At 70.7% G+C, this 26,701-nt stretch carries 21 protein-coding genes and 4 tRNA genes; 12 read left to right on the top strand and 13 right to left on the bottom strand.

Going from position 1 to position 26,701, the window contains the following annotated elements; translation table 11 throughout:
• Positions 1-188 precede the first annotated feature (188 nt).
• The 3 genes from OG408_RS20795 to OG408_RS20785 form a co-directional block, all read right to left on the bottom strand.
• Positions 189-2,432 carry a DEAD/DEAH box helicase gene (locus tag OG408_RS20795; protein ID WP_266780569.1) on the bottom strand — a complete coding sequence of 748 codons (2,244 nt, stop codon included), beginning with the start codon at positions 2,430-2,432 and terminating at the stop codon, positions 189-191.
• A gap of 241 nt (positions 2,433-2,673) precedes the next feature.
• The gene (locus OG408_RS20790; RefSeq protein ID WP_326671286.1) at positions 2,674-3,249 is read right to left on the bottom strand and encodes a hypothetical protein; all 576 of its coding nucleotides are present in this window, start codon (positions 3,247-3,249) and stop codon (positions 2,674-2,676) included.
• Positions 3,250-3,471: 222 nt separating this feature from the next.
• Positions 3,472-3,822, bottom strand: a complete 351-nt coding sequence (locus tag OG408_RS20785) for a metallopeptidase family protein (protein WP_206309567.1) — start codon at positions 3,820-3,822, stop codon at positions 3,472-3,474.
• Positions 3,823-3,907: 85 nt separating this feature from the next.
• Between OG408_RS20785 and OG408_RS20780 the strand changes: the two genes are divergently transcribed.
• The 4 genes from OG408_RS20780 (at position 3,908) to OG408_RS20765 (ending at position 5,830) form a co-directional block, all read left to right on the top strand.
• The gene (locus OG408_RS20780) at positions 3,908-5,464 is read left to right on the top strand and encodes a metallophosphoesterase family protein (protein WP_326671284.1); all 1,557 of its coding nucleotides are present in this window, start codon (positions 3,908-3,910) and stop codon (positions 5,462-5,464) included.
• An 80-nt stretch (positions 5,465-5,544) separates the two neighbouring features.
• Positions 5,545-5,617: transfer RNA gene (locus OG408_RS20775), tRNA-Glu, on the top strand.
• Between the two features lie 39 nt (positions 5,618-5,656).
• A tRNA-Asp gene (locus tag OG408_RS20770) sits at positions 5,657-5,731 on the top strand.
• Positions 5,732-5,753: 22 nt separating this feature from the next.
• Positions 5,754-5,830, top strand: a tRNA-Phe gene (locus OG408_RS20765).
• Positions 5,831-5,868: 38 nt separating this feature from the next.
• Here OG408_RS20765 and OG408_RS20760 read toward each other — a convergent pair.
• From OG408_RS20760 to OG408_RS20750, 3 genes are all read right to left on the bottom strand, one after another.
• Positions 5,869-6,735 (bottom strand): cytochrome c biogenesis CcdA family protein, encoded by an 867-nt coding sequence (locus OG408_RS20760; protein ID WP_266780562.1) that lies wholly within the window; start codon positions 6,733-6,735, stop codon positions 5,869-5,871.
• Entirely contained in the window at positions 6,732-7,559 is an 828-nt protein-coding gene (locus OG408_RS20755; RefSeq protein WP_326671282.1) for a DsbA family protein, read from the bottom strand. The genes OG408_RS20760 and OG408_RS20755 overlap by 4 nt, the downstream gene beginning before the upstream one ends.
• 61 nt (positions 7,560-7,620) lie before the next feature.
• Positions 7,621-8,007: a hypothetical protein gene (locus OG408_RS20750; protein ID WP_326671280.1), complete on the bottom strand. Its 387-nt coding sequence runs from the start codon at positions 8,005-8,007 to the stop codon at positions 7,621-7,623.
• Positions 8,008-8,165: 158 nt separating this feature from the next.
• Between OG408_RS20750 and hrpA the strand changes: the two genes are divergently transcribed.
• The 3 genes from hrpA (at position 8,166) to OG408_RS20735 (ending at position 12,901) form a co-directional block, all read left to right on the top strand.
• The gene (gene hrpA, locus OG408_RS20745) at positions 8,166-12,086 is read left to right on the top strand and encodes an ATP-dependent RNA helicase HrpA (protein ID WP_285564345.1); all 3,921 of its coding nucleotides are present in this window, start codon (positions 8,166-8,168) and stop codon (positions 12,084-12,086) included.
• 138 nt (positions 12,087-12,224) lie between these two features.
• Positions 12,225-12,299 (top strand) — tRNA-Asp (locus OG408_RS20740).
• Between the two features lie 140 nt (positions 12,300-12,439).
• The gene (locus OG408_RS20735; RefSeq protein WP_326671278.1) at positions 12,440-12,901 is read left to right on the top strand and encodes a DUF6274 family protein; all 462 of its coding nucleotides are present in this window, start codon (positions 12,440-12,442) and stop codon (positions 12,899-12,901) included.
• Positions 12,902-13,425: 524 nt separating this feature from the next.
• Here OG408_RS20735 and bldC read toward each other — a convergent pair.
• Positions 13,426-13,632: a developmental transcriptional regulator BldC gene (bldC, locus tag OG408_RS20730; protein WP_003949541.1), complete on the bottom strand. Its 207-nt coding sequence runs from the start codon at positions 13,630-13,632 to the stop codon at positions 13,426-13,428.
• Positions 13,633-14,144: 512 nt separating this feature from the next.
• Positions 14,145-14,990 carry a hypothetical protein gene (locus tag OG408_RS20725; protein WP_266780552.1) on the bottom strand — a complete coding sequence of 282 codons (846 nt, stop codon included), beginning with the start codon at positions 14,988-14,990 and terminating at the stop codon, positions 14,145-14,147.
• A 188-nt stretch (positions 14,991-15,178) separates the two neighbouring features.
• On the opposite strand from OG408_RS20725, the gene OG408_RS20720 reads away from it, so the two are divergent.
• Both OG408_RS20720 and OG408_RS20715 read left to right on the top strand, forming a co-directional pair.
• Complete coding sequence (locus OG408_RS20720; protein WP_266780550.1) at positions 15,179-16,270, top strand: Leu/Phe/Val dehydrogenase; 1,092 nt, start codon at positions 15,179-15,181, stop codon at positions 16,268-16,270.
• A gap of 354 nt (positions 16,271-16,624) precedes the next feature.
• Positions 16,625-16,879 (top strand): DUF3073 domain-containing protein, encoded by a 255-nt coding sequence (locus OG408_RS20715; RefSeq protein WP_266780548.1) that lies wholly within the window; start codon positions 16,625-16,627, stop codon positions 16,877-16,879.
• Positions 16,880-17,220: 341 nt separating this feature from the next.
• Here the strand turns inward: OG408_RS20715 and purM are convergent, their stop codons facing one another.
• Both purM and purF read right to left on the bottom strand, forming a co-directional pair.
• The gene (gene purM / locus OG408_RS20710) at positions 17,221-18,294 is read right to left on the bottom strand and encodes a phosphoribosylformylglycinamidine cyclo-ligase (protein WP_326671274.1); all 1,074 of its coding nucleotides are present in this window, start codon (positions 18,292-18,294) and stop codon (positions 17,221-17,223) included.
• 60 nt (positions 18,295-18,354) lie between these two features.
• On the bottom strand, positions 18,355-19,881 hold the full coding sequence (purF, locus tag OG408_RS20705) for an amidophosphoribosyltransferase (RefSeq protein WP_266780546.1): 1,527 nt from the start codon (positions 19,879-19,881) through the stop codon (positions 18,355-18,357).
• A gap of 506 nt (positions 19,882-20,387) precedes the next feature.
• Between purF and OG408_RS40185 the strand changes: the two genes are divergently transcribed.
• Together OG408_RS40185 and OG408_RS20700 are read left to right on the top strand one after the other, a co-directional pair.
• Positions 20,388-20,480 (top strand): putative leader peptide, encoded by a 93-nt coding sequence (locus OG408_RS40185; RefSeq protein ID WP_353051401.1) that lies wholly within the window; start codon positions 20,388-20,390, stop codon positions 20,478-20,480.
• Between the two features lie 249 nt (positions 20,481-20,729).
• Positions 20,730-22,166 (top strand): sulfatase-like hydrolase/transferase, encoded by a 1,437-nt coding sequence (locus OG408_RS20700; RefSeq protein ID WP_326671272.1) that lies wholly within the window; start codon positions 20,730-20,732, stop codon positions 22,164-22,166.
• A gap of 10 nt (positions 22,167-22,176) precedes the next feature.
• On the opposite strand, the gene OG408_RS20695 is transcribed toward OG408_RS20700, so the two are convergent.
• Positions 22,177-22,977, bottom strand: coding sequence for a maleylpyruvate isomerase family mycothiol-dependent enzyme (locus OG408_RS20695; protein WP_326671270.1), 801 nt, complete (start codon positions 22,975-22,977; stop codon positions 22,177-22,179).
• Positions 22,978-23,203: 226 nt separating this feature from the next.
• Complete coding sequence (locus OG408_RS20690) at positions 23,204-23,842, bottom strand: TetR/AcrR family transcriptional regulator (RefSeq protein WP_326671268.1); 639 nt, start codon at positions 23,840-23,842, stop codon at positions 23,204-23,206.
• 134 nt (positions 23,843-23,976) lie between these two features.
• Between OG408_RS20690 and OG408_RS20685 the strand changes: the two genes are divergently transcribed.
• Positions 23,977-25,710, top strand: a complete 1,734-nt coding sequence (locus tag OG408_RS20685) for an MFS transporter (RefSeq protein ID WP_326671266.1) — start codon at positions 23,977-23,979, stop codon at positions 25,708-25,710.
• On the opposite strand, the gene OG408_RS20680 is transcribed toward OG408_RS20685, so the two are convergent.
• The gene (locus tag OG408_RS20680; protein WP_326671265.1) at positions 25,695-26,690 is read right to left on the bottom strand and encodes a M23 family metallopeptidase; all 996 of its coding nucleotides are present in this window, start codon (positions 26,688-26,690) and stop codon (positions 25,695-25,697) included. The genes OG408_RS20685 and OG408_RS20680 overlap by 16 nt on opposite strands.
• Positions 26,691-26,701 lie beyond the last annotated feature (11 nt).

Genomic DNA, 26,701 nt, shown 5'->3' with positions numbered 1-26,701 from the left:
GGCCTTCGGCCGCACGGCAGTCCGCTGCCCCCGATGGCCGGCTGTGCCGGCCTCCCCCTTGCCCATGGCCCCCCACGTCCAAGTCGCCGGATCGTAACAGCGAGTCCGCATGTGAAGTAAGTGAAAAGAAAAGCGGGCCCGTCCGTAAGGACGAGCCCGCTTCAGGAGGCCGTGAGGCCTATCTGCGATCAGCCGTTGCGCTTCCAGCGCGGCTTGTCGTCGCGGCGGCCGAAGGTGCCGGTGCCGGTACCCGTGCCGGTGCCACCGCGGTGGTCGTCGCGGCGGCCGGTCGGGCGGTCGCTGCTGCCGGAGCGGAAGCCGCCCGACGGGCGGTCGTCACGACGGTCGCGGTTGAACGGACGGTCGCTGCCGCCGGAGCGGAAGCCACCGGACGGGCGGTCGTCACGACGGTCGCGGTTGAACGACGGGCGGTCGTTGTCGCGGTTGAACGACGGACGGTCGTTGTCACGGCGCTCGAAGGAACGGCCGCCGCGGTCGTCACGACGGTCACCGCCACCGGAGCGGAAGCCGCCCGAGGGGCGCTCGTCACGACGGTCGCGGTTGAACGACGGACGGTCGTTGTCACGGCGCTCGAAGGAACGGCCGCCGCGGTCGTCACGACGGTCACCGCCACCGGAGCGGAAGCCGCCGCCGACGGGACGGTCCTCACGACGGTCGTTGCTGCCGCGGAAGGACGGACGGTCGCTGCTGCCGCGGTAGCCGTTGCTGCCGGCGGGACGGCCGCTGCGCTCGCCGGTGCGGTCGCTGTTGCCGCCGCGGTAACCGCCACGGTCGCCGCCGCGGTTGTCGCGACGCTCGTAGTTGCCGCGGTCGTCGCGACGCTCCTCGCGCGCTGCGGGCTGCTCCGGAACGGAGGTGGCGGCCAGCAGTGCGGCCTCCGCCTCGGCGGTGACCTCGGCCACTGCGGCCTCGGGGTCGTCGCCCCGCTCGCGTGCGGCGCGGGCGACCAGACGGCCGGCCTCCTCGCGCAGCTCCACGGCACGGCGCTGGACGCGCTCCAGCTGCTTGGTCAGGTCGGCGGCCTCGCGCTCGGCCTGCTTGGCGGCGTTGTTCGCGGAGTCGGCCTGGACCTCGGTGAGCGAACGGGCGCCGGTGATCTCGGCGACCTCCGGCTCGAAGACGCCCGCGCCCTGGACGATGTGGCGCGACGCGTCGACGCCGGCGTCCTCCATGAGGCGGAAGATCTGACGGCGCTGGTGCGGAAGCGCCAGCGACACGACGACACCGGACTTGCCGGCGCGGGCGGTACGGCCCGAGCGGTGCAGGTAGTCCTTGTGGTCACCGGCCGGGTCCACGTTCAGGACCAGGTCGATGCCGTCGACGTGGATACCGCGGGCGGCGACGTCGGTCGCGACGAGCGCGTTGACGTAGCCCTTCTTGAAGTCCTCGAGAACGCGGGTACGGGCGCCCTGGGTCATGCCGCCGTGCAGTGCGTCCGCCTTGACGCCCGCCTCGACGAGCTGCTCGGCGATGCGGTCGGCACCCAGCTGGGTGCGGACGAAGATGATCGTGCGGCCCTTGCGGGCGGCGATGGCGGAGGTGACCGGCGCCTTGTCCTTCGGCTTCACGACGAGGACGTGGTGCGACATGGTCGAGACGTTGCCCTGGGCGGAGTCGACCTCGTGGGTGACCGGGTTGCTCAGGTAGCGCTTGACCAGGGTGCCGATCTCGTTCTCCATGGTGGCGGAGAAGAGCATGCGCTGGCCGCCGCCGGGGATCTGGTCGAGCAGCTCGGTGACCTCGGGCAGGAAGCCCAGGTCGGACATCTGGTCGGCCTCGTCGAGGACGGCGACCTGGACGTTCTCCAGGGAGCAGGCGCCCCGGTTGATGATGTCGCGCAGCCGGCCCGGGGTGGCGACGAGGACGTCGACACCGCGCTCCAGCGCGTAGATCTGGTTGCCCATCGACGTACCGCCGCAGACGACCTTCATCTTCAGGCCGAGCACGTCGCCGTACGGCTGAAGCGCGTCCGCGACCTGCATCGCGAGCTCACGCGTCGGGGTGAGGATGATCGCGCGGGGCTTCTTCTTCTCGGTGTGCCCACCGGCCAGCGAGGCCAGGGTCGGCAGACCGAAGGAGAGGGTCTTGCCGGAGCCGGTACGGCCTCGGCCCAGGATGTCCTTGCCCGCCAGGGCGTCCGGGATGGTCGCCGCCTGGATCGGGAAGGGCGCGGTCACACCGTTCTGCGCGAGCTTGCGGACGATGCCCTCGGGCAGGCCCAGGTCGGCGAAGGTGATGGTCGGCTCGGCGTCCGCCTCGTCGGCGGCGTCGGTGTCGGCCTGCTCGGCCTGGGGGGCGTCCGCCTCGATGGCGTCGGCGGAGTCGATGGAGTCGGCGGACTCGGCGATGACGGCCTCCGCGACCTCGATGAGCTCGGCGCTCTCGACATCGTTCTCGACGTTCTCGGGCATGACGGTGTGGTCAGAACTGGAAATTGACATGCGAAATGCGAAACCTTCCGGAGTCTCGGCACGCGCCCGTAACTCCGTGTTTTCGCAATTTCGACCGCCTCAATGCGGTCCAGCCACGGCAAGGGAGAGTACGCGCCACACGGCGCTCTTCTGTGTCGGCGCCGGGCAATGGGATCAAACGATCTACCACCATACGCACTCTCCCCCACTTTGCGCAAACCGCTCCCTGCCGACCGCCCCGTCAAGCGGGTCCCACCTGCGGTGATGCCTGCGGAGTCCGCAGCGCGTAGACGCCGTCCGGCGAGCCCGGCGCACCGTTACGGAGCTGCGCGGCCGGCGACGCGGAGGGCGCCGGCGGCTGGGGGTCCGAGGGCTCCGGATCGGGCTCCGGCTCCACCGGCGGCTGCGGGCTCTCGGGGGTGCCGGGTCCCGGGTCGGACGGCGCCGGCGTCTGGGGCTGCTCGGGAACGCCCGGCCCGGGCGCCGATGGCCCCGGCGCCGACGGATCGCCGCCCCGGGCCGGTCCGGGCCGGTCCCGGCCGCCGCCGGGGCTGCCCGAGGGGGCGGCGGAGGCACTCGGATCACCGGACCGGCCGCCCTTGCGCTCGGTGTGCGCCCCGGAGCCGCCCCCGGTACGGGCGCTGCCGGTGCCGGCCACCGTGGAGCCGTCCGGCTCCGCCGCCGCCCCCTTGGGCGAGGCGGACCGCGAGGGCGCCGGTTTCCCGCCGTCGGAGCCGATGCTCATGCAGCCGGTGGACGCGGCGATCGTCACCGCAGTGACGGCCGCCCAGCGGACGGGAACGGGAAACTGGCGCACGGGGGCACCTCCGGGGGCGCGAGGAAGGACGGGGCGGGACGGAAACGAGCCGGGAGCGCTGTGCCCAACTCCCGCCGCCCCGCCGGGGACACGCCCCCGGGCAGGCCCGCACAGGTCGTTCACACCTCACGGCGCACTCCGCGGACCCCCGGAGCCGGGCCGGTACGGCCCGCCCCGCGCCCTCGCCCGAAGCCGATCCCGCCTGCGGCCGGCCCCGCGCCCTCACCCGTAGCCGAGCGCGTGCAGCCTCTCGTCGTCGATGCCGAAGTGGTGGGCGATCTCGTGCACGACTGTGATTTCCGTCTCCGCCACGACGTCCTCGCGCGACTCGCACATCCGCAGCGTCGGTCCCCGGTAGATGGTGATCCGGTCCGGCAGCACGCCCGCGTACCACTCACCGCGCTCGGTCAGCGGTGTGCCCTCGTAGAGCCCCAGCAGTTCCGGATCGTCGGACTCCGGTTCGTCCTCGACGAACACCGCGACGTTGTCCATCAGCCGGGTGAGCTCCGGCGGGATCCGGTCGAGCGCCTCGCCGACCAGTTCCTCGAACGCTTCCCGCGTCATCTCCAGCACCCCGCCATTGTCACGTACGGCCGCCGGATGCGCCCCGGACCGGCCGAAGCGCATATTCGCCCCCGCACCGGGGCATACGCGCCCAATGGCCCGCGCCCCGTTCCGCGCCGCAGCAACCCGCGTCCGGCACCTCCTGCGCTCCGGCCGCGGCCCCGGCCGCCGGCCCCGCCCCGGCGCCCTGTCCGCCGTCTCGCCCCGCCCGTTCGTCCGGGCGCTCGGCCTGGTCACCGTCGTGCTGTGCGGCGCCTGGCTGGGACTGCTGGTCGTGGGGAGCGTCCGTACGCCCGTCGGCCCGATGGACACGACGATGACCCTGCGCCCCTCCCTCAGCGGCGGCACCAAGATCAACGTGTCCCCGCTCGGCGCACTGGAACTGGACTCGCACCACGCCCCTGTCCGTCTCGACGTGGACGTCGACCGCCTCGACCCGGTGCGCTCCGAGGCCCTGGTCCAGCACCCCGAACGGCTCGCAGGCCTGGAGAACGAGGTCACCGGCGACGTCAGCACCGGCGCCCGCGAGCTCGCCGTGCGCTCCTGCGTCGCGGTCGTCTCCGGGGCCACCGCCCTCGGCCTCGCCGTCTACCGCCGGCCCCGCCGCGCCCTGGCCGCCGGCGGGCTCGCGCTCACCCTGTTGGCCGCATCGGGCGTCAGCGCGTACGCCACCTGGAACCCGGAGTCCGTCCTGGAGCCGAAGTTCTCCGGACTGCTCTCCAGCGCGCCCTCCGTCGTCGGCGACGCCCGCTCGATCGTCAGTGACTTCGACGTCTACCAGCAGGAGCTGGCCCGGCTGGTCACCAACGTCACCAAGCTGTACGACGCCACATCCACGCTCCCCGTCTACAGCCCGAACCCCGCCACGCTCCGCGTCCTGCACGTCTCCGACATCCACCTCAACCCCGCGGCCTGGCACATCATCGGCTCGCTCGTCGAGCAGTACGACATCGACGTGATCATCGATTCCGGCGACACGATGGACCACGGGGCGGCCGTGGAGAACAGCTTCCTCGACCCGGTCAGCGATCTGGGCGCGCCCTACGTCTGGGTCCGGGGCAACCACGACTCCGCGGTGACGCAGAAGTACCTGGAGGGGAACAAGCGCTTCAAGAACGTGCACGTGCTGGACGAGGGCCGCGCGTTGACCGTCGGCGGGCTGCGGGTGGCGGGCATCGGGGACCCGCAGTTCACCCCGGACCGCACGGGGCCGGAGCAGGCCGCGGACGTCGAGCGGGCGGCGGGGCTGCGGCTCGCCGGCGCGCTGCGCGCCCAGCAGCGGGCGGGCACCCCGGCCGACATCGCCGTCACCCACGAACCGGAGGCGGCCCGGCAGACGGACGGGGCGGTCCCGCTGGTGCTGGCCGGTCATGTGCACCACCGGCAGAACGAGCTCATGAAGGGCGGCACCCGGCTGATGATCGAGGGGTCCACGGGCGGCGGCGGGCTGCGGGCCGTACAGAACGAGAAGCCGGAGCAGGTCCTCGCGTCGGTGCTCTATCTGGACCGCTCGACCCGCCGTCTGCAGGCCTGGGACGAGATCACGCTGGGCGGTCTCGGGCTGACGACCGCCGAGGTCAGCCGCCATCTGCCCAAGGACGACCCGGCCCTCCGGAGCCCGCTCCCGACGTCTCCCACCCCCTCCCCGTAAACCGTTTTGGCGATAGCCGCCGCCATCCCATATGCTTCTGACGTCCCCGACGCGCTGGAAAGCGCGCAGGTGGGCCCTTAGCCCTCATCGTCTAGTGGCCCAGGACGCCGCCCTTTCAAGGCGGTAGCACGGGTTCGAATCCCGTTGGGGGCACGCTTTAACGTGTGCGAGACTTGTTCTCGCACATTGCTTGGTCCTGTGGAGCAGTTTGGAGTGCTCGCCACCCTGTCAAGGTGGAGGCCGCGGGTTCAAATCCCGTCAGGACCGCTGCAGCCCTTGTGAGCTGCGTGGCTGGGTAGCTCAGTTGGTACGAGCGATCGCCTGAAAAGCGATAGGTCGCCGGTTCGATCCCGGCCCCAGCCACCACCCGAAAGCCCCGTCCGTCGGACGGGGCTTTCGCCGTGTCAGGCCCCCTCCCGGTCCACGGTGTTCAGCTCCTCCGCCCCGCCGCGGTCCCGGCGGCGCCCGGACCGCACCGCGATCACCAGCAGCGCCACGGCCACCACCGCGACCAGCAGCAACGCGTCCGGCACGTGCTCGCCGATGCCCCGGGCCCACTGCTCGACGGCGAACGACTGGTCCACGTCCAGCAGTCCGGGCAGCGCCGTCGTCCCGTCGTACACGAGGAACACGGCGCCCAGGGCGATGAAGAAGAGCCCCGACAGCAGCGTCGTCGTGTGCAGTTCGAAGCGGCCCAGCCGCAGGGCGCGGCCGCGCAGCCAGGCCCGCCGGCCCAGCTCGAACCGCTCCCAGAGCAGCGCGAGCACGAACAGCGGCACCGCCATGCCCAGCGCGTAGACGGCGAGCAGCAGTCCGCCGTACGCCGGGCTGCCGCTGACGGCCGCGACGGTCAGGACGCTGCCGAGGATCGGTCCCGCGCAGAAGCCGGCCAGTCCGTAGACGGCGCCGAGGGCGTAGACGGACACGGCCGTGGTGGGCCTGATCCGGCCGCTGAGGGCGGAGATCCGGCGCGAGGCGAAGCCCAGGCCGACGATCTGGGCGACGCCGAGGCCGATGATCAGCCAGCCCGCGCCGAGGACGAGGGCGTCGCGGTGGCTGTAGAACAGCCGCCCGGCGTACGAGCCCGCGGCGCCGAGCGGCACGAGCGTGGTGGCCAGTCCGGCGTAGAAGATCCCGGTCCGGGCGAGCAGCCGGGAAGCGGAGTCGATGGAGTACGCGAAGAAGGCGGGGAGCAGCAGGGCGCTGCACGGGCTGAGCAGGGCCAGCAGCCCGCCGAGGAACGCGGCGAAGTAGCCGATGTCGGGCGTCACTTCGCGGCGCTCGCTTCGGGGGACGCGGTGCTCGTCCCGGGGGTCCCCTCGGCGTCCTGGCCCGCGCTGCCGATGTTCTTCGCGCGCTCCGCCGCCTGGTCGATGGCCCGGGTGAAGGTCTCCGCGGGCTGCGCCCCGGCGATCGGGCGGCCGTTGACCAGGAAGGACGGGGTGGACGTCGCCCCGATTCCGTACCCCTGCTCCTGGTCCTCGCTCACCGCCGCCGCGGCTGCCGTGCCGTCCGTGTCGCGCACGAAGCGGTCGAGGTCGGGCACCCCCGCCTGGCGGGCGAGCGCCCTCAGGCGGTCCTTGCCGAACCCCTTCTCCTTGGCCCCTTCGGCGTACGCGGCCCGGTGGAACTCCCAGAAGCGGCCCTGCTGTCCGGCGGCCCAGGAGGCACGCGCGGCGGCCTCGGACTCGGCGCCGAAGATCGGGAAGTTGCGCCATTCGATGCGCAGGGTGCCGTTGTCGACGTACTTCTTCACCAGGGCGGGTTCGGTGTCCCGGGCGAACTTGCCGCAGTAGCCGCACTTGAAGTCGGCGTACTCGATGAGGACGACGGGCGCGTCCGCCCGGCCCAGGGCCAGCTTGTCGCCGGCCTCGCGGCGGGCGAGCTTCGCCAGCTCGGGGTAGACGCCCTCGTCCGGGCCCGCGGTGACGTCGGCCACCACCGAGGACGAGGAGGCGCCGGCGGATTCGGGGGCGGTGGCCCGGTAGGAGACGTAGCCGAACAGGGCGGCGGCCACGACGACCCCGGCGGCGTAGACGAGCGGCTTGCGCGAGGACTGCTTCCGGGACGACGGCTTGGGCGGGGATGTGGGCATGCGGAACTCCGAGCTGGCGATGCGGGAGAGAGAAGGAGGACGGCCGGGAGGTGCGGGCCGTCTACACCCTCAGTACGGAGAGTTCCACCGGGGTCGGCGCGGCCGCGTCCGGGCCACGCGGGTTCATCGGTGCGGACCACCGCAGCGGCTCCGGTCCGACGGCCTCGGGCAGACCCCATTCGGCGAGGCCCGGCGCCTGGTCGTGGGCGGCTCGGGACCGCCCCGGGACACCTGGTTCACCGCCGTCGTGCCCGCTCCTGCGCCCGCAGCCCGCAAGCCCGTCCCGCTGCCCGATGTCCCGGGCCACCGTCTCGGTCGCGGTCACAGCTGCAACGGACGCGTCCGGGAGAGGCGACGGCACCGCGGCCGTCGCCGTCGCCGGTCCGCAGAACAGTCCCAGGACGACAGCGAGGGCCGCCAGCAGGCAGCACCACGACGAACGGGACACGGCGGACAGGCCTTCCGGCAGGGGCTCGGCAGAGAGATCGACTGTCCGGAATGGTACGTGCTGTGACCGCGCGCTCCCCGACCGTGCGGGTCCGGTGACCGAGACCGCGCGAAATAGGTTCGCCGTTCCTCGGGCCCGGGTGAGATCCTGGGACCCGTATGTCTACTTCCTTTGCCGATCTCCAGTCCCAGCTCGGGCAGCTCTCGCTCCGCGACGCGCACCGGCTCGGCCGCCGCCTCGAAGGCGCGCGCCGCATTCGTCAGCCCGAGGCCCAGCAGGCCGTGCTGGACGAGATCGCGGGCCAGGCCACCAAGGCAGCCGGGCGGCTCGCACTGCGGGCCGGGCGGCTGCCTGCCCTGTCGTACCCCGAACAGCTGCCGGTCAGCCAGAAGAAGGACGAGATCCTGGAGGCGATACGCGACCACCAGGTCGTGATCGTCGCCGGTGAGACCGGCTCCGGCAAGACCACCCAGATCCCCAAGATCTGCATGGAGCTGGGCCGTGGCGTCCGCGGCATGATCGGGCACACCCAGCCGCGCCGGATCGCGGCGCGCACGGTGGCCGAGCGCATCGCCGAGGAGCTGAGGACGCCGCTGGGCGAGGCCGTCGGCTGGAAGGTCCGGTTCACCGACCAGGTCAACCAGGACGCGACGTTCGTCAAGCTGATGACGGACGGCATCCTGCTCGCCGAGATCCAGACGGACCGCGAGCTGCTCGCATACGACACGATCATCATCGACGAGGCCCACGAGCGGTCGCTGAACATCGACTTCCTGCTCGGCTACCTGGCCCGGCTGCTGCCCAAGCGCCCGGACCTGAAGGTCGTCATCACCTCGGCGACCATCGACCCGGAGCGTTTCGCGCGCCACTTCGGCGAGGCGCCGATCGTCGAGGTCAGCGGGCGTACCTATCCCGTCGAGGTGCGTTACCGTCCCCTCCTCGAAGAGGACAGCGAGGACTCCGACCGCGACCAGATCACCGCGATCTGCGACGCCGTGGACGAGCTCCAGACGGAGGGGCCGGGCGACGTCCTGGTCTTCCTCTCCGGCGAGCGGGAGATCCGTGACACCGCGGACGCGCTCGGCAAACGCAACCTCAGACACACCGAGGTGCTCCCCCTCTACGCGCGCCTGTCGCACGCCGAGCAGCACCGCGTGTTCCAGCGCCACACCGGACGCCGGGTCGTCCTCGCGACGAACGTCGCCGAGACCTCGCTGACCGTCCCCGGCATCAAGTACGTGATCGACCCGGGCAACGCCCGCATCTCCCGCTACAGCCACCGCACCAAGGTCCAGCGGCTGCCGATCGAGCGGATCTCGCAGGCCAGCGCCAACCAGCGCAAGGGCCGCTGCGGCCGTACGTCGGACGGCATCTGCATCCGGCTGTACTCCGAGGACGACTTCCTGACCCGGCCGGAGTTCACCGACCCGGAGATCCTGCGGACGAACCTGGCGTCCGTCATCCTCCAGATGACCGCGGCCGGCCTCGGCGACATCGAGAAGTTCCCCTTCATCGACCCGCCGGACCACCGCAACATCCGTGACGGTGTGCAGCTCCTCCAGGAGCTCGGCGCGCTCGACCCGGACGAGAAGGATCCGAAGAAGCGGCTCACCCCGCTGGGGCGTCAGCTCTCCCAGCTGCCGGTGGACCCGCGGCTCGCCCGCATGGTCATCGAGGCCGACCGCAACGGCTGTGTCCGCGAGGTCATGGTCATCGCCTCCGCGCTCTCCATCCAGGACCCGCGCGAGCGGCCGTCCGAGAAGCAGACGCAGGCCGACCAGCAGCACGCCCGGTTCAAGGACGAGACGTCCGACTTCCTGGCGTTCCTGAACCTGTGGCGCTACATCCGCGAGCAGCAGAAGGAGCGCGGCTCCTCCAGCTTCCGCCGGATGTGCAAGCAGGAGTACCTGAACTTCCTGCGCATCCGCGAATGGCAGGACATCTACGCGCAGCTGCGTACGGTCGCCAAGCAGATGGGGATCGAGCTCAATGAGGACGATGCCCCGGAGCAGTCGGTGCACACCTCGCTGCTCGCCGGTCTGCTGTCGCACATCGGGCTGAAGGACAACGAGAAGAACGAGTACCTGGGCGCCCGCAGCGCCAAGTTCGCGATCTTCCCCGGTTCGGCGCTGTTCAAGAAGCAGCCGCGGTTCGTGATGTCGGCCGAGCTGGTCGAGACGTCCCGGCTGTGGGCGCGGGTGAACGCCCGGGTCGAGCCGGAGTGGATCGAGCCGCTGGCCCAGCATCTGCTGAAGCGCACCTACAGCGAGCCGCACTGGGAGAAGGACCAGGCGGCGGTGATGGCGTACGAGCGGGTCACGCTGTACGGCGTACCGATCGTGGCCCAGCGCAAGATCAATTTCGGCCGGATCGACCAGGAGACCTCGCGGGACCTCTTCATCCGCAACGCCCTGGTCGAGGGCGACTGGCGCACCCACCACCAGTTCTTCCACGACAACCGCAAGCTCCTGGGCGAGGTCGAGGAGCTGGAGCACCGCGCCCGGCGCCGCGACATCCTCGTGGACGACGAGACGCTGTTCGACTTCTACGACCAGCGGATCCCGGAACACGTCGTCTCGGGCGCGCACTTCGACTCGTGGTGGAAGCACAAGCGCAAGGACGAGCCGGACGCGCTGGACTTCGAGCGCTCCATGCTCATCAACGAGAAGGCCGGGGCCGTCACCAAGGACGACTACCCGGACTCCTGGCGGCAGGGGAAGCTCAAGTTCCGGGTGACGTACCAGTTCGAGCCCGGCGCGGACGCGGACGGTGTGACCGTCCACATCCCGCTCCAGGTGCTCAACCAGGTCACGTCCGACGGCTTCGACTGGCAGATCCCCGGCCTGCGCGAGGAAGTGGTCACCGAGCTGATCCGCTCCCTGCCGAAGCCGATCCGCCGGCACTACGTGCCCGCGCCGAACTACGCGGACAAGTTCCTGGACCGGGCCGTGCCCCTCCAGGAGCCGCTGCCGTTCACCCTGGCGCGCGAGCTCCAGCGGATGGTCGGCGTCCCCGTCACGGCCGACGACTTCGACCTCACCCGGGTCCCGGACCATCTGAAGATCACCTTCCGGGTCGTCGACGAGCGGCGCCGCAAGGTGGCCGAGGACAAGGACCTGGAGGCGCTGCGCGTCCAGTTGCGTCCCAAGGCCCGTCAGGCGCTCTCCAAGGCCGCCGCGGCGACCGCCGGCCCCACCGGTGAGTCCATCGAGCGCTCGGGCCTCACGGACTGGACGATCGGCGCGCTGGACCGGGTCTTCGAGACCCGTCGGGCCGGTCAGCCGGTGAAGGCGTTCCCGGCTCTGGTCGACCAGGGCGAGACAGTGGCCGTACGGCTCTTCGACACCGAGGCCGAGCAGCAGCAGGCGATGTGGCGCGGCACCCGGAAGCTGATCCTGCTGAACATCCCGGTGAACCCGGCGAAGTTCGCATCGGACAAGCTCACCAACCAGCAGAAGCTCGCGCTGTCCCGCAATCCGCACGGCTCCATCCAGGCGCTCTTCGACGACTGCGCGACGGCGGCCGCCGACCGGCTGATCGCCGCGCACGGCGGCCCGGCCTGGGACGAGGCGTCGTTCCGGAAGCTGTACGACAAGGTGCGCGCCGACCTGGTGGACCTGACCGTCCGCACGATCGGCCAGGTCCAGCAGATCCTGGCGGCCTGGCAGGCCTGCGAGCGCCGGCTGAAGACCACCAACAGCCTGGTCCTGATCAACAACGTCACGGACGTACGGGACCACCTGGCCCGTCTCGTGCCACCCGGGTTCGTCACCCTGACCGGACTGCGCAGGCTGCCCGACCTGATGCGCTACCTGGTCGCCGAGGACCGCCGGCTCCAGCAGATGCCGACGAACGTCCAGCGCGACACCACGCGCATGGAGAAGGTCCACGAGATGCAGGACGAGTACGCCTGGCTGCTGGAGCAACTGCCGCAGGGCAGGCCCGTTCCGCAGGAGGTCCTGGACATCCGCTGGATGATCGAGGAGCTGCGGGTCAGCTATTTCGCGCACGCCCTGGGCACCGCTTTCCCCGTCTCGGACAAGCGGATCGTGAAGGCGATCGACGCCGCCGCCCCCTAGGCCGTACGGCGGCGGGCACGCGGGCGGCCCGGGGGTGCACGCGTAACGGCCTCACCACCAGGAGTGAGGTCGACCGCACCCTCTGACCTCCTGTACAGTCTGTCTTCGCAGCCAGCCGCAAGGCAGCCGCGAAAACCTGGTCCTGTGGAGCAGTTTGGAGTGCTCGCCACCCTGTCAAGGTGGAGGCCGCGGGTTCAAATCCCGTCAGGACCGCAGTAACGAAAGCCCGGATCCCCTGGATCCGGGCTTTCGTGCGTCTTGACTCCGGTGTCCGCCGACGAGTACTCAGAAACCAGGGGCTGTCCCTGGTTTCCTGGGGCGGGACGGCGCGCAACCACCGGGAGGTGGCGCGGATGGCGGCATCCACGGGCGAGGACTTCCGGCCGGACCGGTCCGGTGCCCGCGAACCCGTCCGCGGGAGGACGCCCCGGCACGAGATCCGCGCGCTGCTGCGCGCCCATCTGGCGGCGGCCTCGGGCTATCGCCACCTCACCCGGCACTGCGCGGTCTGCGCGCGGATACTCCGGCTCGCGCTGGACCCTGCGACGGCCTCCGGGGCCCGGGAACGGACCGCGGAGGACCCGGCGGCCCACAGCGCCCCGGAGCGCGCCCGGGCGCCCGAGGAGGCCGCCTCCCGGGCGCAGGAGCCCTCGGAGGCCGGCCTTCGGGCGCCTGTGGCGCGGACCGCCCCCTTGCCCGCGCCGGCCTTCCATGCCGCCGTACGCGCCCCGGCGCCGCCCGGCCGGCCCGAGGAGGCCCCGGACACCGGCCCCCGAGCCTCATGGACCGAGGACGAAAGTCCTGCCGACGCGTGACCAATGGCGTGGCCTTCCGCTCCACAGCAGTGGCAGTCTCGTACTTGGCAAGACTCATGCCATGTGACGGGTGTCACCGAATCAGTTTTGAGAAGGGGTGACTTTACGCCCTTCCTACAACTGGCGAATTTAATATGTGCAATTGCACCACCCGGACAGGGGCCCCGCAGGAACCCTCGAACCACCCCGGTCCGGCCCTCACGGGGCGAGGGCGCACAGTCCCGCACAGACCCGAGCAAGCTCGCACGAGACCCCCACGGGGCTCGCACGGAGCCAACCGGACGCCCGGTTTTCAGCCCGCGAGAGGCGCGAGCAGCGGGGACACGGCAGGACTCCACGCCGGCCGCACAGCGCACAAAAAAGATCGCGCTGGACCCGGCGGAGTCCAGCGCGATCTCATGACAAAACCCGTATGGCACAGGTATGGCGCCCGTTGGGGCGGGCGCCCGTCATATGGAGCTATGGGTGGGCTATGTGGGTTGGGGGACCCAAAAGCCCAGTTGTGACGCGGCGACAGGGGTATGTCAGGCCTCGCTGCGCTGCTGCGGAATACCCGCAAGCAGTGCGCGGACCTCTGCCTCGCGGTACCGGCGATGTCCACCGAGCGTGCGGATGGACGTGAGCTTGCCTGCCTTGGCCCAACGGGTCACCGTCTTCGGGTCCACGCGGAACATCGTGGCAACCTCAGCCGGGGTCAGCAGCGGCTCGGCATCAGGGGTGCGAGCGGTCATGAGCGGCCTCCTCGGGAGAACCGAACCATCTCGGTTCTTTCCTCTAAATTCTGCACCTTGACCCGCGTTGCCCGAAATGGCGGACGCGGGCCGAGTCGGTTATAGGACGAACGGCTTGTCCTCGGCACTACAACTACACCATCCGTCCAGCCACGTCGGCCAAACCGATGGAATTGCCCTCCCAGGTGTTCATCAGCGACGGAAGCCGATGGACCATGCCATAGCGGACAGTCACACCACCGTGACGATCAGTCACAGAGCGATCAGGAGTCATCAGACCCCCCATAGAGTGCAATGCAGAGCAATCCGCCCTTACTTGGACGGATGGAGCCCTCCCCGGACTCCTTGTCCTATTTTGGCACGAGGAGTAGGGAAGGACGCAAGGGCCCCGTAAGTGCTATCCATCACGCTTGAGGCAAAGGCCCGGTTCGGGACGTAGGTCCTAAGACCACTGAAGTCCGCTTCCGCCTCTTCACCCTCACGTGTCACACAGGGCACAGGTTCATGGCACGTCAGTTCGCGAACTGGCGGTCCCTCACGGCCCTCCAGCGCTCCGCGAGACGCGCGTACGCCTCGCCCGCCCCCTCCGCGTCCCCCGCACCGAGCGCCGCGATGCCCTCCGCCACATCGGCGGCGCTCCGGTCCCCCGCAAGCTGCTCCGCGGGCAGCGCGTGCACGAGCCCGCCGTAGTCCAGCTCCACGAGCGAGCGCGGGTGGAACTCCTCCAGCCACCGCCCGACGTCCACCAGCCCCTCGGTCAGCGGCCCCTCGTCCATGGACTCCCGCAGCGTCTTCAGCGCCCGGGCCAGCCGGCGCCGCGCCTGGACCATCGGCGTCCGGTACCGCAGCACCGGCGGTTCACCGTCCTCGCCCGCCACCAGGTACTCGCGCTCCTCGTCCGAGAACAGGACGAACCAGCGCACCGGCACCTGCCACACCGCCGTCCTGATCCACGGCCGGGCGTCCGGATTGCGCTCCGCCCACCGCTCGTGGTCCGCCACCGCCTGCCCGCGCACCACCGGCGGCAGCACCGCGTCGAGCACCGGACCGGGGAACATGTCCGCCAGCCCGTCCAGGGCCAGCCACCCGCGCAGCCGGGTCCGCCACGGGCAGACGCACACCACCCCGTCCACCTCGGCGACGAACGCGTCCGCGCTCTCGTGCGCCGGCACACCGACCGGCGGGGTCGCCGCCAAGTCGGCCAGCGAACGGCGCAGTTCGTCCTGGGCCGTGGGAATCCGCTCGCGGCCCGCATAGCGGGCCCAGTGCGCACGTTCGGCCTCCGGGAAGGCCGCCAGTGGCTCGTACACCCGGAGGTAGGACGCGTAAGGGACGAACACCGAAGACACCACCGACATGCAGCAGATCGTGTCACGCCCGTACTCCCCTGGTGGGTGATCCTCTCCACGCGACCGGATCTTCCTCGGCCGGGGGCCGGCGCCGGCCTTAAGCTCATGCCCGTCGGACCTGCCGTCACGGCCGGTCCGGGGCCCTCCCCACCTTCAGGAGGGTCTTCTCCGCCGCTTCGTACTTGGGAGTCACCACAGTGACCGATGTGACCGGCGTGCCCGTCGACGTACTGCACACCCTGTTCCACTCGGACCAGGGGGGCCACGAACAAGTCGTCCTCTGCCAGGACCGCGCCAGCGGCCTCAAGGCCGTCATCGCCATCCACTCCACCGCCCTGGGCCCGGCCCTCGGCGGCACCCGCTTCTATCCGTACGCCTCCGAGGAGGAGGCCGTCGCGGACGCGCTGAACCTGGCGCGCGGCATGTCGTACAAGAACGCCATGGCCGGTCTCGAACACGGCGGCGGCAAGGCCGTCATCATCGGGGACCCCGAGCAGATCAAGAGCGAGGAACTGCTGCTGGCCTACGGCCGCTTCGTGGCCTCGCTCGGCGGCCGCTACGTGACGGCCTGCGATGTCGGCACATACGTCGCCGACATGGACGTCGTGGCCCGCGAGTGCCGCTGGACCACCGGCCGCTCCCCCGAGCACGGCGGCGCCGGCGACTCCTCCGTGCTCACCTCCTTCGGCGTCTTCCAGGGCATGCGGGCCTCGGCCCAGCACCTGTGGGGCGACCCGACGCTGCGTGGCCGGAAAGTGGGCATCGCCGGTGTCGGCAAGGTGGGCCACCACCTCGTCGAGCACCTGCTGGCGGACGGCGCCGAGGTGGTGATCACCGATGTGCGGGCCGAGTCCGTGCGCCGGATCACCGAGAAGCACCCCGAGGTCGCCGTCGCGGTGGACACCGACGCGCTCATCCGCACCGAGGGCCTGGACATCTACGCCCCGTGCGCGCTCGGCGGCGCCCTGAACGACGACACCGTCCCGGTGCTCACCGCCTCGGTGGTGTGCGGTGCGGCCAACAACCAGCTCGCGCACCCGGGCGTCGAGAAGGACCTGGCGGACCGGTCGATCCTGTACGCCCCCGACTACGTCGTGAACGCGGGCGGTGTCATCCAGGTCGCGGACGAGCTGCACGGCTTCGACTTCGACCGGTGCAAGGCGAAGGCGGCGAAGATCTTCGACACCACGCTGGCCATCTTTGCGCGTGCGAAGGCCGACGGCATCCCGCCGGCCGCCGCGTCCGACCGGATCGCCGAACAGCGGATGGCCGAAGCACGCCGCGGCTGACAGGGGCGGACCCCGTCGGGCGTCACCGCCTGTAGGCAGCACGCACACGGTCCGCGCACGGCACGGCTACGGCATGCGTACGGTTTGCGACCCGTCGACCGGCGAGACAAGACTCACCCCGGTCGGCGGGTCGCATGCCAATATGAGGTTAAAATCGCAGTTGACCAGCGAGGACAGAGCTCTTCGCGGGTCCTCTTCCGAGGCGCGTGATGCGGGCGGCGTACCGTATGGCCGCGGAAGCAGGTACCGTTAAAGCACTACAGGCGCGGTCTCTCTGCCGAGAGTCCGTCCTGAAACATGAACGCGTGTCAAGACTCTGGGGCCATCGAGCCCCGTCACCGAGGGGGTCGAGCCATGGGGCGCGGCCGGGCAAAGGCCAAGCAGACCAAGGTCGCCCGTCAGCTGAAGTACAGCAGCGGCGGGACTGACCTGTCGCGTCTGGCCAATGAGCTGGGCGCATCACCTTCGAGTCAACCACCGAACGCTGAGCCGTTCGAGGACGACGACGAGGAAGATGACCCGTACGCACAGTACGCGGATCAGTACAACGACGATGACGAGGACGAGGACGATCAGTCCGGTCCGTCGTCACAGCGCCGCGGCGCTTGACCTCGCGCTGACACATCAACCCGGTCCGGGCCTGTCCCGGACCGGGTTCTGTGCTGTCCCGGTCCGGATCGTGCGCGGTGTACCGCATGCGGGGTCCACTGCCACTGCCTGCCGGCGTCTGCCGTCCTGCGCCGCATTCGACGTCGTCGCGTGCCCTGTGTCCGCTGCGGCACTCGGCGTCGCGGGCTGAGTGTCCTCCGCCGCCCGCAACGTCACTCGCCTTGGTTCGTCCGCCGCACGCAACGTTGCGCCACGGGCTCGTCCCGGGCCGTCATGGCCATGGCACCCGGACGGGCCGTCGCGGCCCGTCCGGCGCCTGCGGGCATCCCGCGCGCCCGCGCTCAGCGCGCGTACCCGCCCACGAGCTCCGCGCCCGCCGTGTGCGCACCGCGGTCGGTGATCTCGCCGGCGACCCAGGAGTCGACGCCACGGTCGGCCAGTGTCGTCAGGGCCGCGTCCACCGACTCCGCCGGGACGATCGCGATCATGCCGACGCCCATGTTCAGCGTCTTCTCCAGCTCCAGCTGCTCGACCTGACCGGCCTTGCCCACGAGGTCGAAGACCGCGCCGGGCGTCCAGGTGGAACGGTCCACCGTCGCGTGCAGGGAGTCCGGGATGACCCGGGCCAGGTTGTTGGCCAGTCCGCCGCCGGTGACGTGGCTGAAGCCGTGCACCTCGGTCGTACGGGTCAGCGCCAGGCAGTCCAGGGAGTAGATCCGGGTCGGCTCCAGGAGCTCCTCGCCGAGCGTCCGGCCGAACTCCTCGACCTGGCGGTCCAGCGCCCAGCCGGCGCGGTCGAAGACGACGTGACGGACGAGCGAGTACCCGTTGGAGTGAAGACCGGACGATGCCATCGCGATGACAGCGTCGCCCTTGCGGATACGGTCCGGGCCGAGCAGGCGGTCGGCCTCGACGACACCCGTACCGGCGCCGGCGACATCGAAGTCGTCCGCGCCGAGCAGGCCGGGGTGCTCGGCGGTCTCGCCGCCGACGAGGGCGCAGCCGGCCAGCACACAGCCCTCGGCGATGCCCTTCACGATGGCCGCGACACGCTCGGGATGCACCTTGCCGACGCAGATGTAGTCGGTCATGAAGAGCGGTTCGGCACCGCAGACGACGAGGTCGTCCACGACCATGCCGACGAGGTCGTGGCCGATGGTGTCGTACACGCCCATCTGGCGGGCGAGGTCGACCTTCGTGCCGACGCCGTCGGTGGCGGAGGCGAGCAGCGGACGCTCGTAGCGCTTGAGGGCCGAGGCGTCGAAGAGCCCGGCGAAGCCGCCGAGACCGCCGAGGCCTGCGACCTCGGGGCGCTGCGTCTTCTTCACCCACTCCTTCATCAGCTCTACGGCGCGGTCGCCGGCCTCGATGTCGACGCCCGCTGCCGCGTAGGAAGCACCTGTTGTCTCAGACATTGCCTGGGATCTTTCGTGTGGAAATACGGGGCTGGGGGGAAGGCTGCCGTGCGGTCCGGGTCACGGACGGCGCAGCGCGTCGGCCGCGGCGGTCGCCGCAGGGCCTGCCGCCAGCTCGGTCTCCAGCAGCTGCTTGCCGAGCAGCTCCGGGTCCGGCAGCTCCATCGGGTACTCACCGTCGAAGCAGGCGCGGCACAGATTCGGCTTGTCGATCGTCGTCGCCTCGATCATCGCGTCGATCGAGATGTACGAGAGCGAGTCGGCCCCCATCGACGTGGCGATCTCGTCGACGGACATGCCGTTGGCGATCAGCTCGGCGCGGGTCGCGAAGTCGATTCCGAAGAAGCAGGGCCACTTCACCGGCGGGGACGAGATCCGGATGTGGATCTCGGCGGCGCCAGCCTCGCGGAGCATCCGGACGAGTGCGCGCTGCGTGTTGCCGCGGACGATCGAGTCGTCGACGACCACCAGTCGCTTGCCCTTGATGACTTCCTTGAGCGGGTTCAGCTTGAGGCGGATGCCCAGTTGCCGGATGGTCTGCGAGGGCTGGATGAAGGTCCGGCCGACGTAGGCGTTCTTCACCAGTCCGGCGCCGAACGGGATTCCGCTGGCCTCCGCGTAACCGATGGCCGCGGGGGTGCCGGACTCCGGTGTCGCTATGACCAGATCGGCCTCGACCGGGGCTTCGGCAGCCAGCTTGCGGCCCATCTCCACCCGGGAGAGGTAGACGTTGCGCCCGGCGATGTCCGTGTCGGGGCGGGCCAGGTAGACGTACTCGAAGACACAGCCCTTCGGCTTCGCTTCTGCGAAGCGCGAGGTGCGGAGCCCGTTCTCGTCGATGGCGACGAGCTCGCCCGGCTCGATCTCGCGGACGAAACTGGCGCCGCAGATGTCGAGGGCGGCGGACTCGGAGGCCACCACCCAGCCACGCTCCAGCCGGCCGAGGACCAGCGGGCGGATGCCCTGCGGGTCGCGGGCCGCATAGAGGGTGTGCTCATCCATGAAGACGAGGGAGAAGGCGCCCTTCACCTCGGGAAGCACCTTGCCGGCGGCTTCCTCGATGGTGAGCGGCTTGCCGTCCTCATCGGTCTGGCCGGCGAGCAGAGCGGTCACCAGATCGGTGTCGTTGGTCGCGGCGACCTGGGTGGCGCGGCCGTCCTTGCGCGGAAGGTCGGCGACCATCTCGGCGAGCTGGGCAGTGTTGACCAGGTTGCCGTTGTGACCCAGGGCGATCGAGCCGTGCGCGGTCGCACGGAACGTCGGCTGCGCGTTCTCCCACACCGAGGCACCGGTGGTGGAGTAGCGGGCATGACCGACCGCGATATGGCCCTGGAGGGATCCCAGAGACGTTTCGTCGAAGACCTGCGAGACCAGTCCCATGTCCTTGAAGACCAGGATCTGGGACCCGTTGCTCACTGCGATGCCCGCGGACTCCTGTCCACGGTGCTGCAGGGCATACAGTCCGAAATAGGTGAGCTTGGCGACCTCTTCACCCGGAGCCCAGACACCGAAGACGCCACAAGCGTCCTGGGGGCCTTTCTCTCCGGGGAGCAGGTCGTGGTTGAGTCGTCCATCACCACGAGGCACGCCACCGAGTGTAGGCGAGATCGACCACTGGTCCGAATTGGGGACACCCCGCCCGAGCACGGGTGAACGGACCCCGCACCCCCCTTCCGGCCCCCTTCCACCCCCTACCGCACGGTGACGCGGAGTGATCACGCTCCGGTGTGCGCATGAGGGCCGCAACGGGCGGAGGGCAGTCGTCGCCCCGATCAACGGCGGGTTACCGACAGGTTCCGGCCACTGGGCTCCGGCACCGGCGGGACGAGTTCGTGGCACTCCGTGAGGCGGCCGACCCCGCCGCCCCGCGGGGTGGCCGAACGCTCGTTTCGTGGCGAGCCTCACACCGGGACGACCGGTATGCGGCTTCTGGCGAGCGGCTGGACGTGGGGGGGGGAGGCGGCTGGGAGGTCGGCTGGGGCGACGGGGGCGGCGGTGCGGCTGTCAGGAGCCGTCGACGTCCGCGGGCGGACCCGTCCGAGGCGCGAGACCGGCGTTGACAGGCGCATGGCGCGTTGGCAGGCTCCTGGCCCATGCAGCCCCTCGGTGACCGCACGGTCACGCTCGTGGAGCGCCGTCACGTCGATCTGGGACGTGTGTCGAGCGCCATCTGTCGCCGCGCCTGATTCCTCCGGCGCGCACGAGGGTTCCGCTGCCTCACCTCTTCTCCCCCTCTCCTGCTGTCCCCTCCCCCGCTCCGCCCTCCCGGCTCCGCCGAGGCCGCCCGGGCCCGTAGGCACGCGCATCCACAGTCGCCCCGCCGCCGACGGACGTGACGGGACCCTCCTCCGCCTCCGCTGCCGTCTCCACTGCCCCCTCCGATGCCGCATCCGCTGCCGTCCCGCTGAGCGGCCCAGCCCTGCCCTGGAGCAGTCATGCCTTCTCACGACTCGAACCACAGTTCCGGCTCTCCGCTGACCCGCCGCGCCTTCGGAACCGCCGTCGGCGCCACGGCCGCCACCGCCGCGGTGGGCGTGACCGCAGCCGCCCCCGCCGCTGCGGAACCGGTCGCCCCCGAGCAGGCCTTCCGGGCGGCCCGGGGCCGGCACTCCCGGCGGCCCAACATCCTGTTCATCCTCGGGGACGACCTCGGCTGGGCCGATCTCTCCTCGTACGGGTCGCCGGACATCCGTACCCCGAACCTGGACCGGCTCGGCCGGCAGGGTGTGCGGTTCACCGACGCCTACGCCGGGTCCGCGACCTGCTCGCCGACCCGGTTCAGCCTGTACACGGGCCGCTATCCCGGGCGTACGAAGGGCGGCCTCGCCGAACCCATCGCAGACCGGTCGGTCGGTCTCGAACCCACTCACCCGACGCTCGCCTCGCTGCTGCGCGGCGCCGGATACGCGACCGCGCTGATCGGCAAGTGGCACTGCGGCTACCTGCCGGACTACAGCCCCACCAAGTCCGGCTGGGACGAGTTCTTCGGCAACTTCGGCGGGGCGCTGGAGTACTACTCGAAGCTCGGTCTCGGCGGTGAGTACGACCTCTACGAGGGCGATGCCGAGTACAAGGACCTGCGCTACTACACGCGCATCCTGACCGAGCGGGCGAGCGAGTACGTCCAGCGCGACCACGACAAGCCGTGGCTGCTCAACCTCAACTTCACCACACCGCACTGGCCCTGGATCGCCGAGGGCGACACGGCCGAGAGCGCCGAGATCGTACGGAAGATCAAGGAGGGCGGTCTCGGCGGGCTGTTCCACGCCGACGGGGGCTCGCTCGCCAAGTACAAGGAAATGGTCGAGGACCTGGACCGCTCGGTCGGCGAGGTACTGAAGGCGCTGAAGCGGTCCGGGCAGGAGGAGGACACCCTGGTCTTCTTCGCCAGCGACAACGGCGGTGAGCGCTTCTCCTACCAGTGGCCGCTCTCCGGCAACAAGGGCTCCCTCCAGGAGGGCGGCATCCGGGTGCCCGCCGTACTGCGCTGGCCGGCCAGGATCGATCCCCGCCAGGTGAGCGATCTGCCGCTGTTCTCTCCCGACTGGACGGCGACGCTGCTGGAACTCGCCGGTGCCCGCCCCGATCCGGCATACCCGCTGGACGGCATCAGCCTCGCCGGATACCTCCTGCGGGGCGAACAACCGCGGGAACGGGACCTGTTCTGGCGGGTGCGCGGGGAGCGCGCGCTGCGCCGCGGCGACTGGAAGTACTACCGGGGCAGCGGCGGGGCGGACCAGCTCTTCCACCTGGCGAAGGACCAGCGGGAGCAGGCCGACCGCGCGGCCGCCGAGCCGGCACTGCTGGCAGCACTGAAAGCGGCCTGGGAACGGACGGACGCCGGCCTGCTGCCCTATCCGAAGAGCTCCTGACCGGCGCTCGTCACCCCATCAGGGGCAGCAGCGCGGCAAGGTCGGCCCGTTCGCCGCTGGCGCCGACCTTCGCCGCGTCGAGTTCCCGCGCCCACGACGTACGCCCGGTGGCGAGCCGGATCCAGGTGAGCGGATCGGTCTCGACGACATTGGGCGGCGTGCCGCGGGTGTGCCGGGGTCCCTCGACGCACTGGACGACGGCGAACGGCGGGACCCTCACCTCGACCGAACCGCCCGGCGCCTTCTCCGCCAGGGCGTCGGCGAGCAACCGGGTGCAGGCGGCCAGCGCCTGACGGTCGTACGGGATGTCCAGCCCGGCCGCCTCGTTGAGGTCGTACGTGTGGACCACGAGCTCCACGGTGCGCGTGACCAGGAAGTCCCCGAGCCGCATGACACCGACCCGGGTGGCCAGCAGCCGGTCCTCGGAGGCGGCCTGCACCAGCGCCTCGAAGCGGTCGGCCACCTCCGCGTACAGGGCGTCCGGATCGGGGTGCCCTGCGGCGAGCGCCACCGTGTCGTCGGCGATCCGGCCGGCCCGCTCCGCTGTGGCGAACGGCCACTCCAACAAGGTCGTCTCAGGCTTGGCCAGAGCCGGTTCGGGCAGTTCGAGATGCCTGCTGACGTGCGAGAGCGCCATGGTCACGTGGACGGCGAGCTCGCGCACGGTCCATGCGCCGAGCCCACTCGGCGCGTCCAGCTGTTGCGGTGTCAGCGCGCCTACTGCGGTGCGGACATGGGCGAACTGCGCCAGGACCGCAGTGCGGGTCCTGACCGGGTCGTAGCGACGGGCGCGCTTCCGGGACGGCGGCATGCACGGGAGCCTACGACGTACCGCCGGAGTCGCGTGACGGGCGGGGGAGGGCGCGGGGGCAGACCGGGGTCGGGCGAGGTCGGGCGGGGGCTGGGCCGGGCAGGAGAGAGCGAGGGTGGGGGTGGGGGCCGGGGTCGGGGTCGGGGTAGGCAGGGTGGCCCGGGTCAGGCGCGGGTCGCGAAGTCGCCCAGGCCGGGTCGGGTCGGGTCAGGCGGGGCGGCCCGGGTCAGGCGCGGGTCGCGAAGTCGCCCAGGCCCTTCTCCAGCAGGTCGAACCCTCGCTCGGCAAGCGCGACGGCGTCCGCCGCGATCGCGTCGGCCGACTCACCTGCGAGCAACCGCCGTTGGTTCTCGGTGATCAAGGTGTTGCGGGTGCTGATCAGCTGGGCAGCCACGATGCGCGCGACAGCCGGATCCTCCCCGTCCTCGACCAGGGCGTCGATCAGCATCTCGTCGGTGCGCGCGAAGAACGCGTAGGCCCGGGTGAGCAGGGCCGGCGTCTGCTGGATCAACTGGATGAGCCCCAGCGCCACCGGCGAATCACTCATCCCGACCGCGGGGTCCCGGTCCTCGATCGCGGCCAGGAAGTGGCGACGCATACCGGTCACCGCTGACTCGCCGGGGGCCCGGTCACGCACCACCCGGGCGACATCGCCGATGTGCTCCTCCATGGGAGCGAGAACCAAGTCCTCTTTGCTGTCAAAGTAGTTGAAGACGGTCATCTTCGACACATCGGCCGCTTCGGCGATTTCCGCAACCGAGACCTCGTCGAACCCGCGCTCGCCGAAGAGCCTCGTGGCCTCGGCCAGCAGACGGCGTCGCGTCTGGATCTTCTTGCGCTCGCGCAGGCCCATCCCCTCGGTCATGCCATCACTGTACCAGGATGAAACTTGATCTCAGAATAATTTTTATCCTGGACGTAAAGTTGACCCAGTACATTTTTACGGGAACAGTGGTGCCCACCAAGGCGGCACTTCGCCGCCCAGGAGGGGAGCCCGCCATGCCCAAAGCCCTGTCCACAGCCTTGCCCGAAGCACCGTCCGGACGGCCGTCTGAAGCGCCGCCCAACGCACCGTCCGACGCATCGCTCGACGCGCCCACCGACGCGTCCACCGAGGCCGGTCCCACGGCCTCCGCCTCCCCCGCCCGCCCGCCGGGCTCCGGCGGAAGGCGCACCCTCGGCATCGCGCTCTGCGTCATCACGATCCTCCTGGCCGTGCTCGACTCGAACATCGTGTCCTCGGCGACCGTGCCGATCGTCCGCGACCTCGACCCGGCCCATGGCCTCGACCGGATCCCGTGGCTGATCGCCGCCTACCAGCTCGCCGCGACCGCCGCCCTCCCGCTGTACGGAAAGCTCTGCGACTCACTCGGCCCGAAGAAGGTCTTCATCGGGGCGCTGGCCACGTTTCTGACCGGGTCCGCGCTGTGCGGCATGGCGCAGTCCATGGGCGAACTGATCGCCGCACGCGCCCTCCAGGGCATTGGCGGCGGTGGCCTGATGAGCGTCACCATGGTCGTCCTGCACCACCTCGCCAAACAGGGGCCCGAGGCCGACGACAGCGGCACCCGGAGCCAAAGCCCAAGCCGCAACCGACGCCACAAGGACGCATCCGGCGCAGGCGGCACCGCGTCCTCCGGCACGGGCCGCAGCGAGAAGGGCGGCAACCTCGGCGGAGTCATCGCCGGTGCCGGCATGGCCCTCGGCCCCTGGCTGGGCGGATCCCTCGCCGACCATGCCGGGTGGCGATGGATCTTCTACGTCAATCTGCCAGTCGGCATCGCCGTCCTGGTCGCCGCCATCACAGTCCTGCAGCTCCCCTCCGGCACCACACGCCACAGGATCGACTTCCTCGGCGCAGGTCTCGCCGCCGCCTTCTCCACCTCCCTTCTCCTGGTCACCGAGTGGGGCGGCCAGGACCACGCCTGGTCCTCCCCGCTGATCGTCGGCCTGCTGGTCACCGCCGTCGCCACCCTCGGCCTCTTCCTCCGGCGCCAGGCCACCGCGGCCGAACCGATCCTGCCGCTCACCCTGTTCGCCAACCGGACGATGCGCTACGGCTTCGCCATCCAAGGGCTGGTCGGCGCCGCGATGATGGGGTCGATCGTCTACGTCATGATCTATCTCCAAGTCGTACGGGGAGTCGCCGCGACCTCGGCCGGGCTGTATCTGGTCCCCATGGCGGTCGGCATGACCGTGGTCGGTCTCGTCTCCGGCCGCCTCGTATCGGCCGGCTGGTCGCAGAAGACCTTCGTTGTCAGCGGCACGGTCTTCGCGTCGGCCGCCCTCGCCCTGCTGGCCACCCTGACGACGGACACCGGTCTCTGGACGGTGCGCGGCGCGATGCTGCTCATGGGGCTGGGCTTCGGACAGCTCGTCGGGCAGCTCATCCAGCTGATCCAGGACACCGCCCCACCCCGCCAACTGGGCGTCGCGACCACCGGAGTCCGCTTCTTCCAGACCCTCGGGACCGCCCTCGGCGCCGCCCTCCTCGGCACCGTGCTCAGCAGGGTGTACGCGGCCCGCGGGCCCGGTGGGACGACCAGCGGCATCGGCGGGCTCACCGGCGCCGCGCACCAACAGGCCCTGAACGCCTTCGCCTCCTCCACCGATGTGGTGTTCGGCTGCGCCACCGCCGTGATGGTCCTGGCCCTGGTCCTGGCCACCCGGCTGCCGGGCGCGGCGGCGCGGGCTCAGGAAGGCGCGGCGGCGCGGACTCAGGAAGCGGTCTGAGCCGCGTCCTGACCGGGAACAGGACTCCCGTCCGCAGGCCCTCCGACCGTGAACGTCTCGCCGTTGGCCGGCACGCCTATCCCGCGCCAGGTAAACGGAATTCCGATCGCCACATCCAGGTCCGGATCGTCCATCAGCTGGAAATGCACATGCGGTTCGGTGGAATTCCCCGAGTTTCCGCATTCGGCGAGCTGCTGCCCTGTCCGGACGCTGTCCCCCTCGCGCACTCGGAGCGAGCCGCGCCGCAGATGGGCGTAGAGCGCATACGTACCGTCGCCCAGGTCGAGCACGATGTGGTTCCCGACGATGCTGCCCGGTCCGAGCACGTCCCGTATGGACGCCTCGATCACCATCAGATACACCAGCGCGGGCATGGAATTGCGGCTGAGATGGTCACGCCGGCCGTGCGAGGCGTGGACCACCGTGCCGTCGGCGACCGCGAGCAGCGGGGCTCCGAACGCCGGAAAGTGGTGGTTGCGCCGGGCGACCGGCCACAGGCGGCGGAACTCCGGACGGGACAGGCCGTCGTCCGCAGCGGCCGATCCCCCGGGGCCTTCTGCCGGATCCTCCCCGGCTCGCGGCGGAGGCCGGGAATCGTCACGCGGCTGAGGGTCGTCACGCAGCTGAGGGTCGCAAGGCGGCTGAGGCTCATCGCACGGCCGGGGCTCGGCCACGATGTCGATCGCGTACGTCTGCCCGTAGCCGTGTATCCCGTGGCTGGGCACCTTGTCCGCCGGACTGTTCAACGCGGTCCAGCGCCCGGACACCGGAGGTTCCACCTCCACCGCGGGCGGCGGGTCGGCCACGGCCGCGCGGGCCTTGCGGCCCGCCGTCAGCAGCAGGGCGATCGCGGCGACAGCGGGCACCCAGGTCACCCAGTACGGGAACGGTGGGCGGGTGGAGAGGCTGATGACCACCATCGCGAAGAAGGTGATCCAGCAGAGCCGGTAGAGCACCATGACGGTCTTGCGGGCAGACATGACTTCCCCCT

Source organism: Streptomyces sp. NBC_01257, assembly GCF_035917255.1.
Classification (GTDB): Bacteria; Actinomycetota; Actinomycetes; order Streptomycetales; family Streptomycetaceae; genus Streptomyces.
This window is presented reverse-complemented; position numbering and strand designations above follow the sequence as displayed.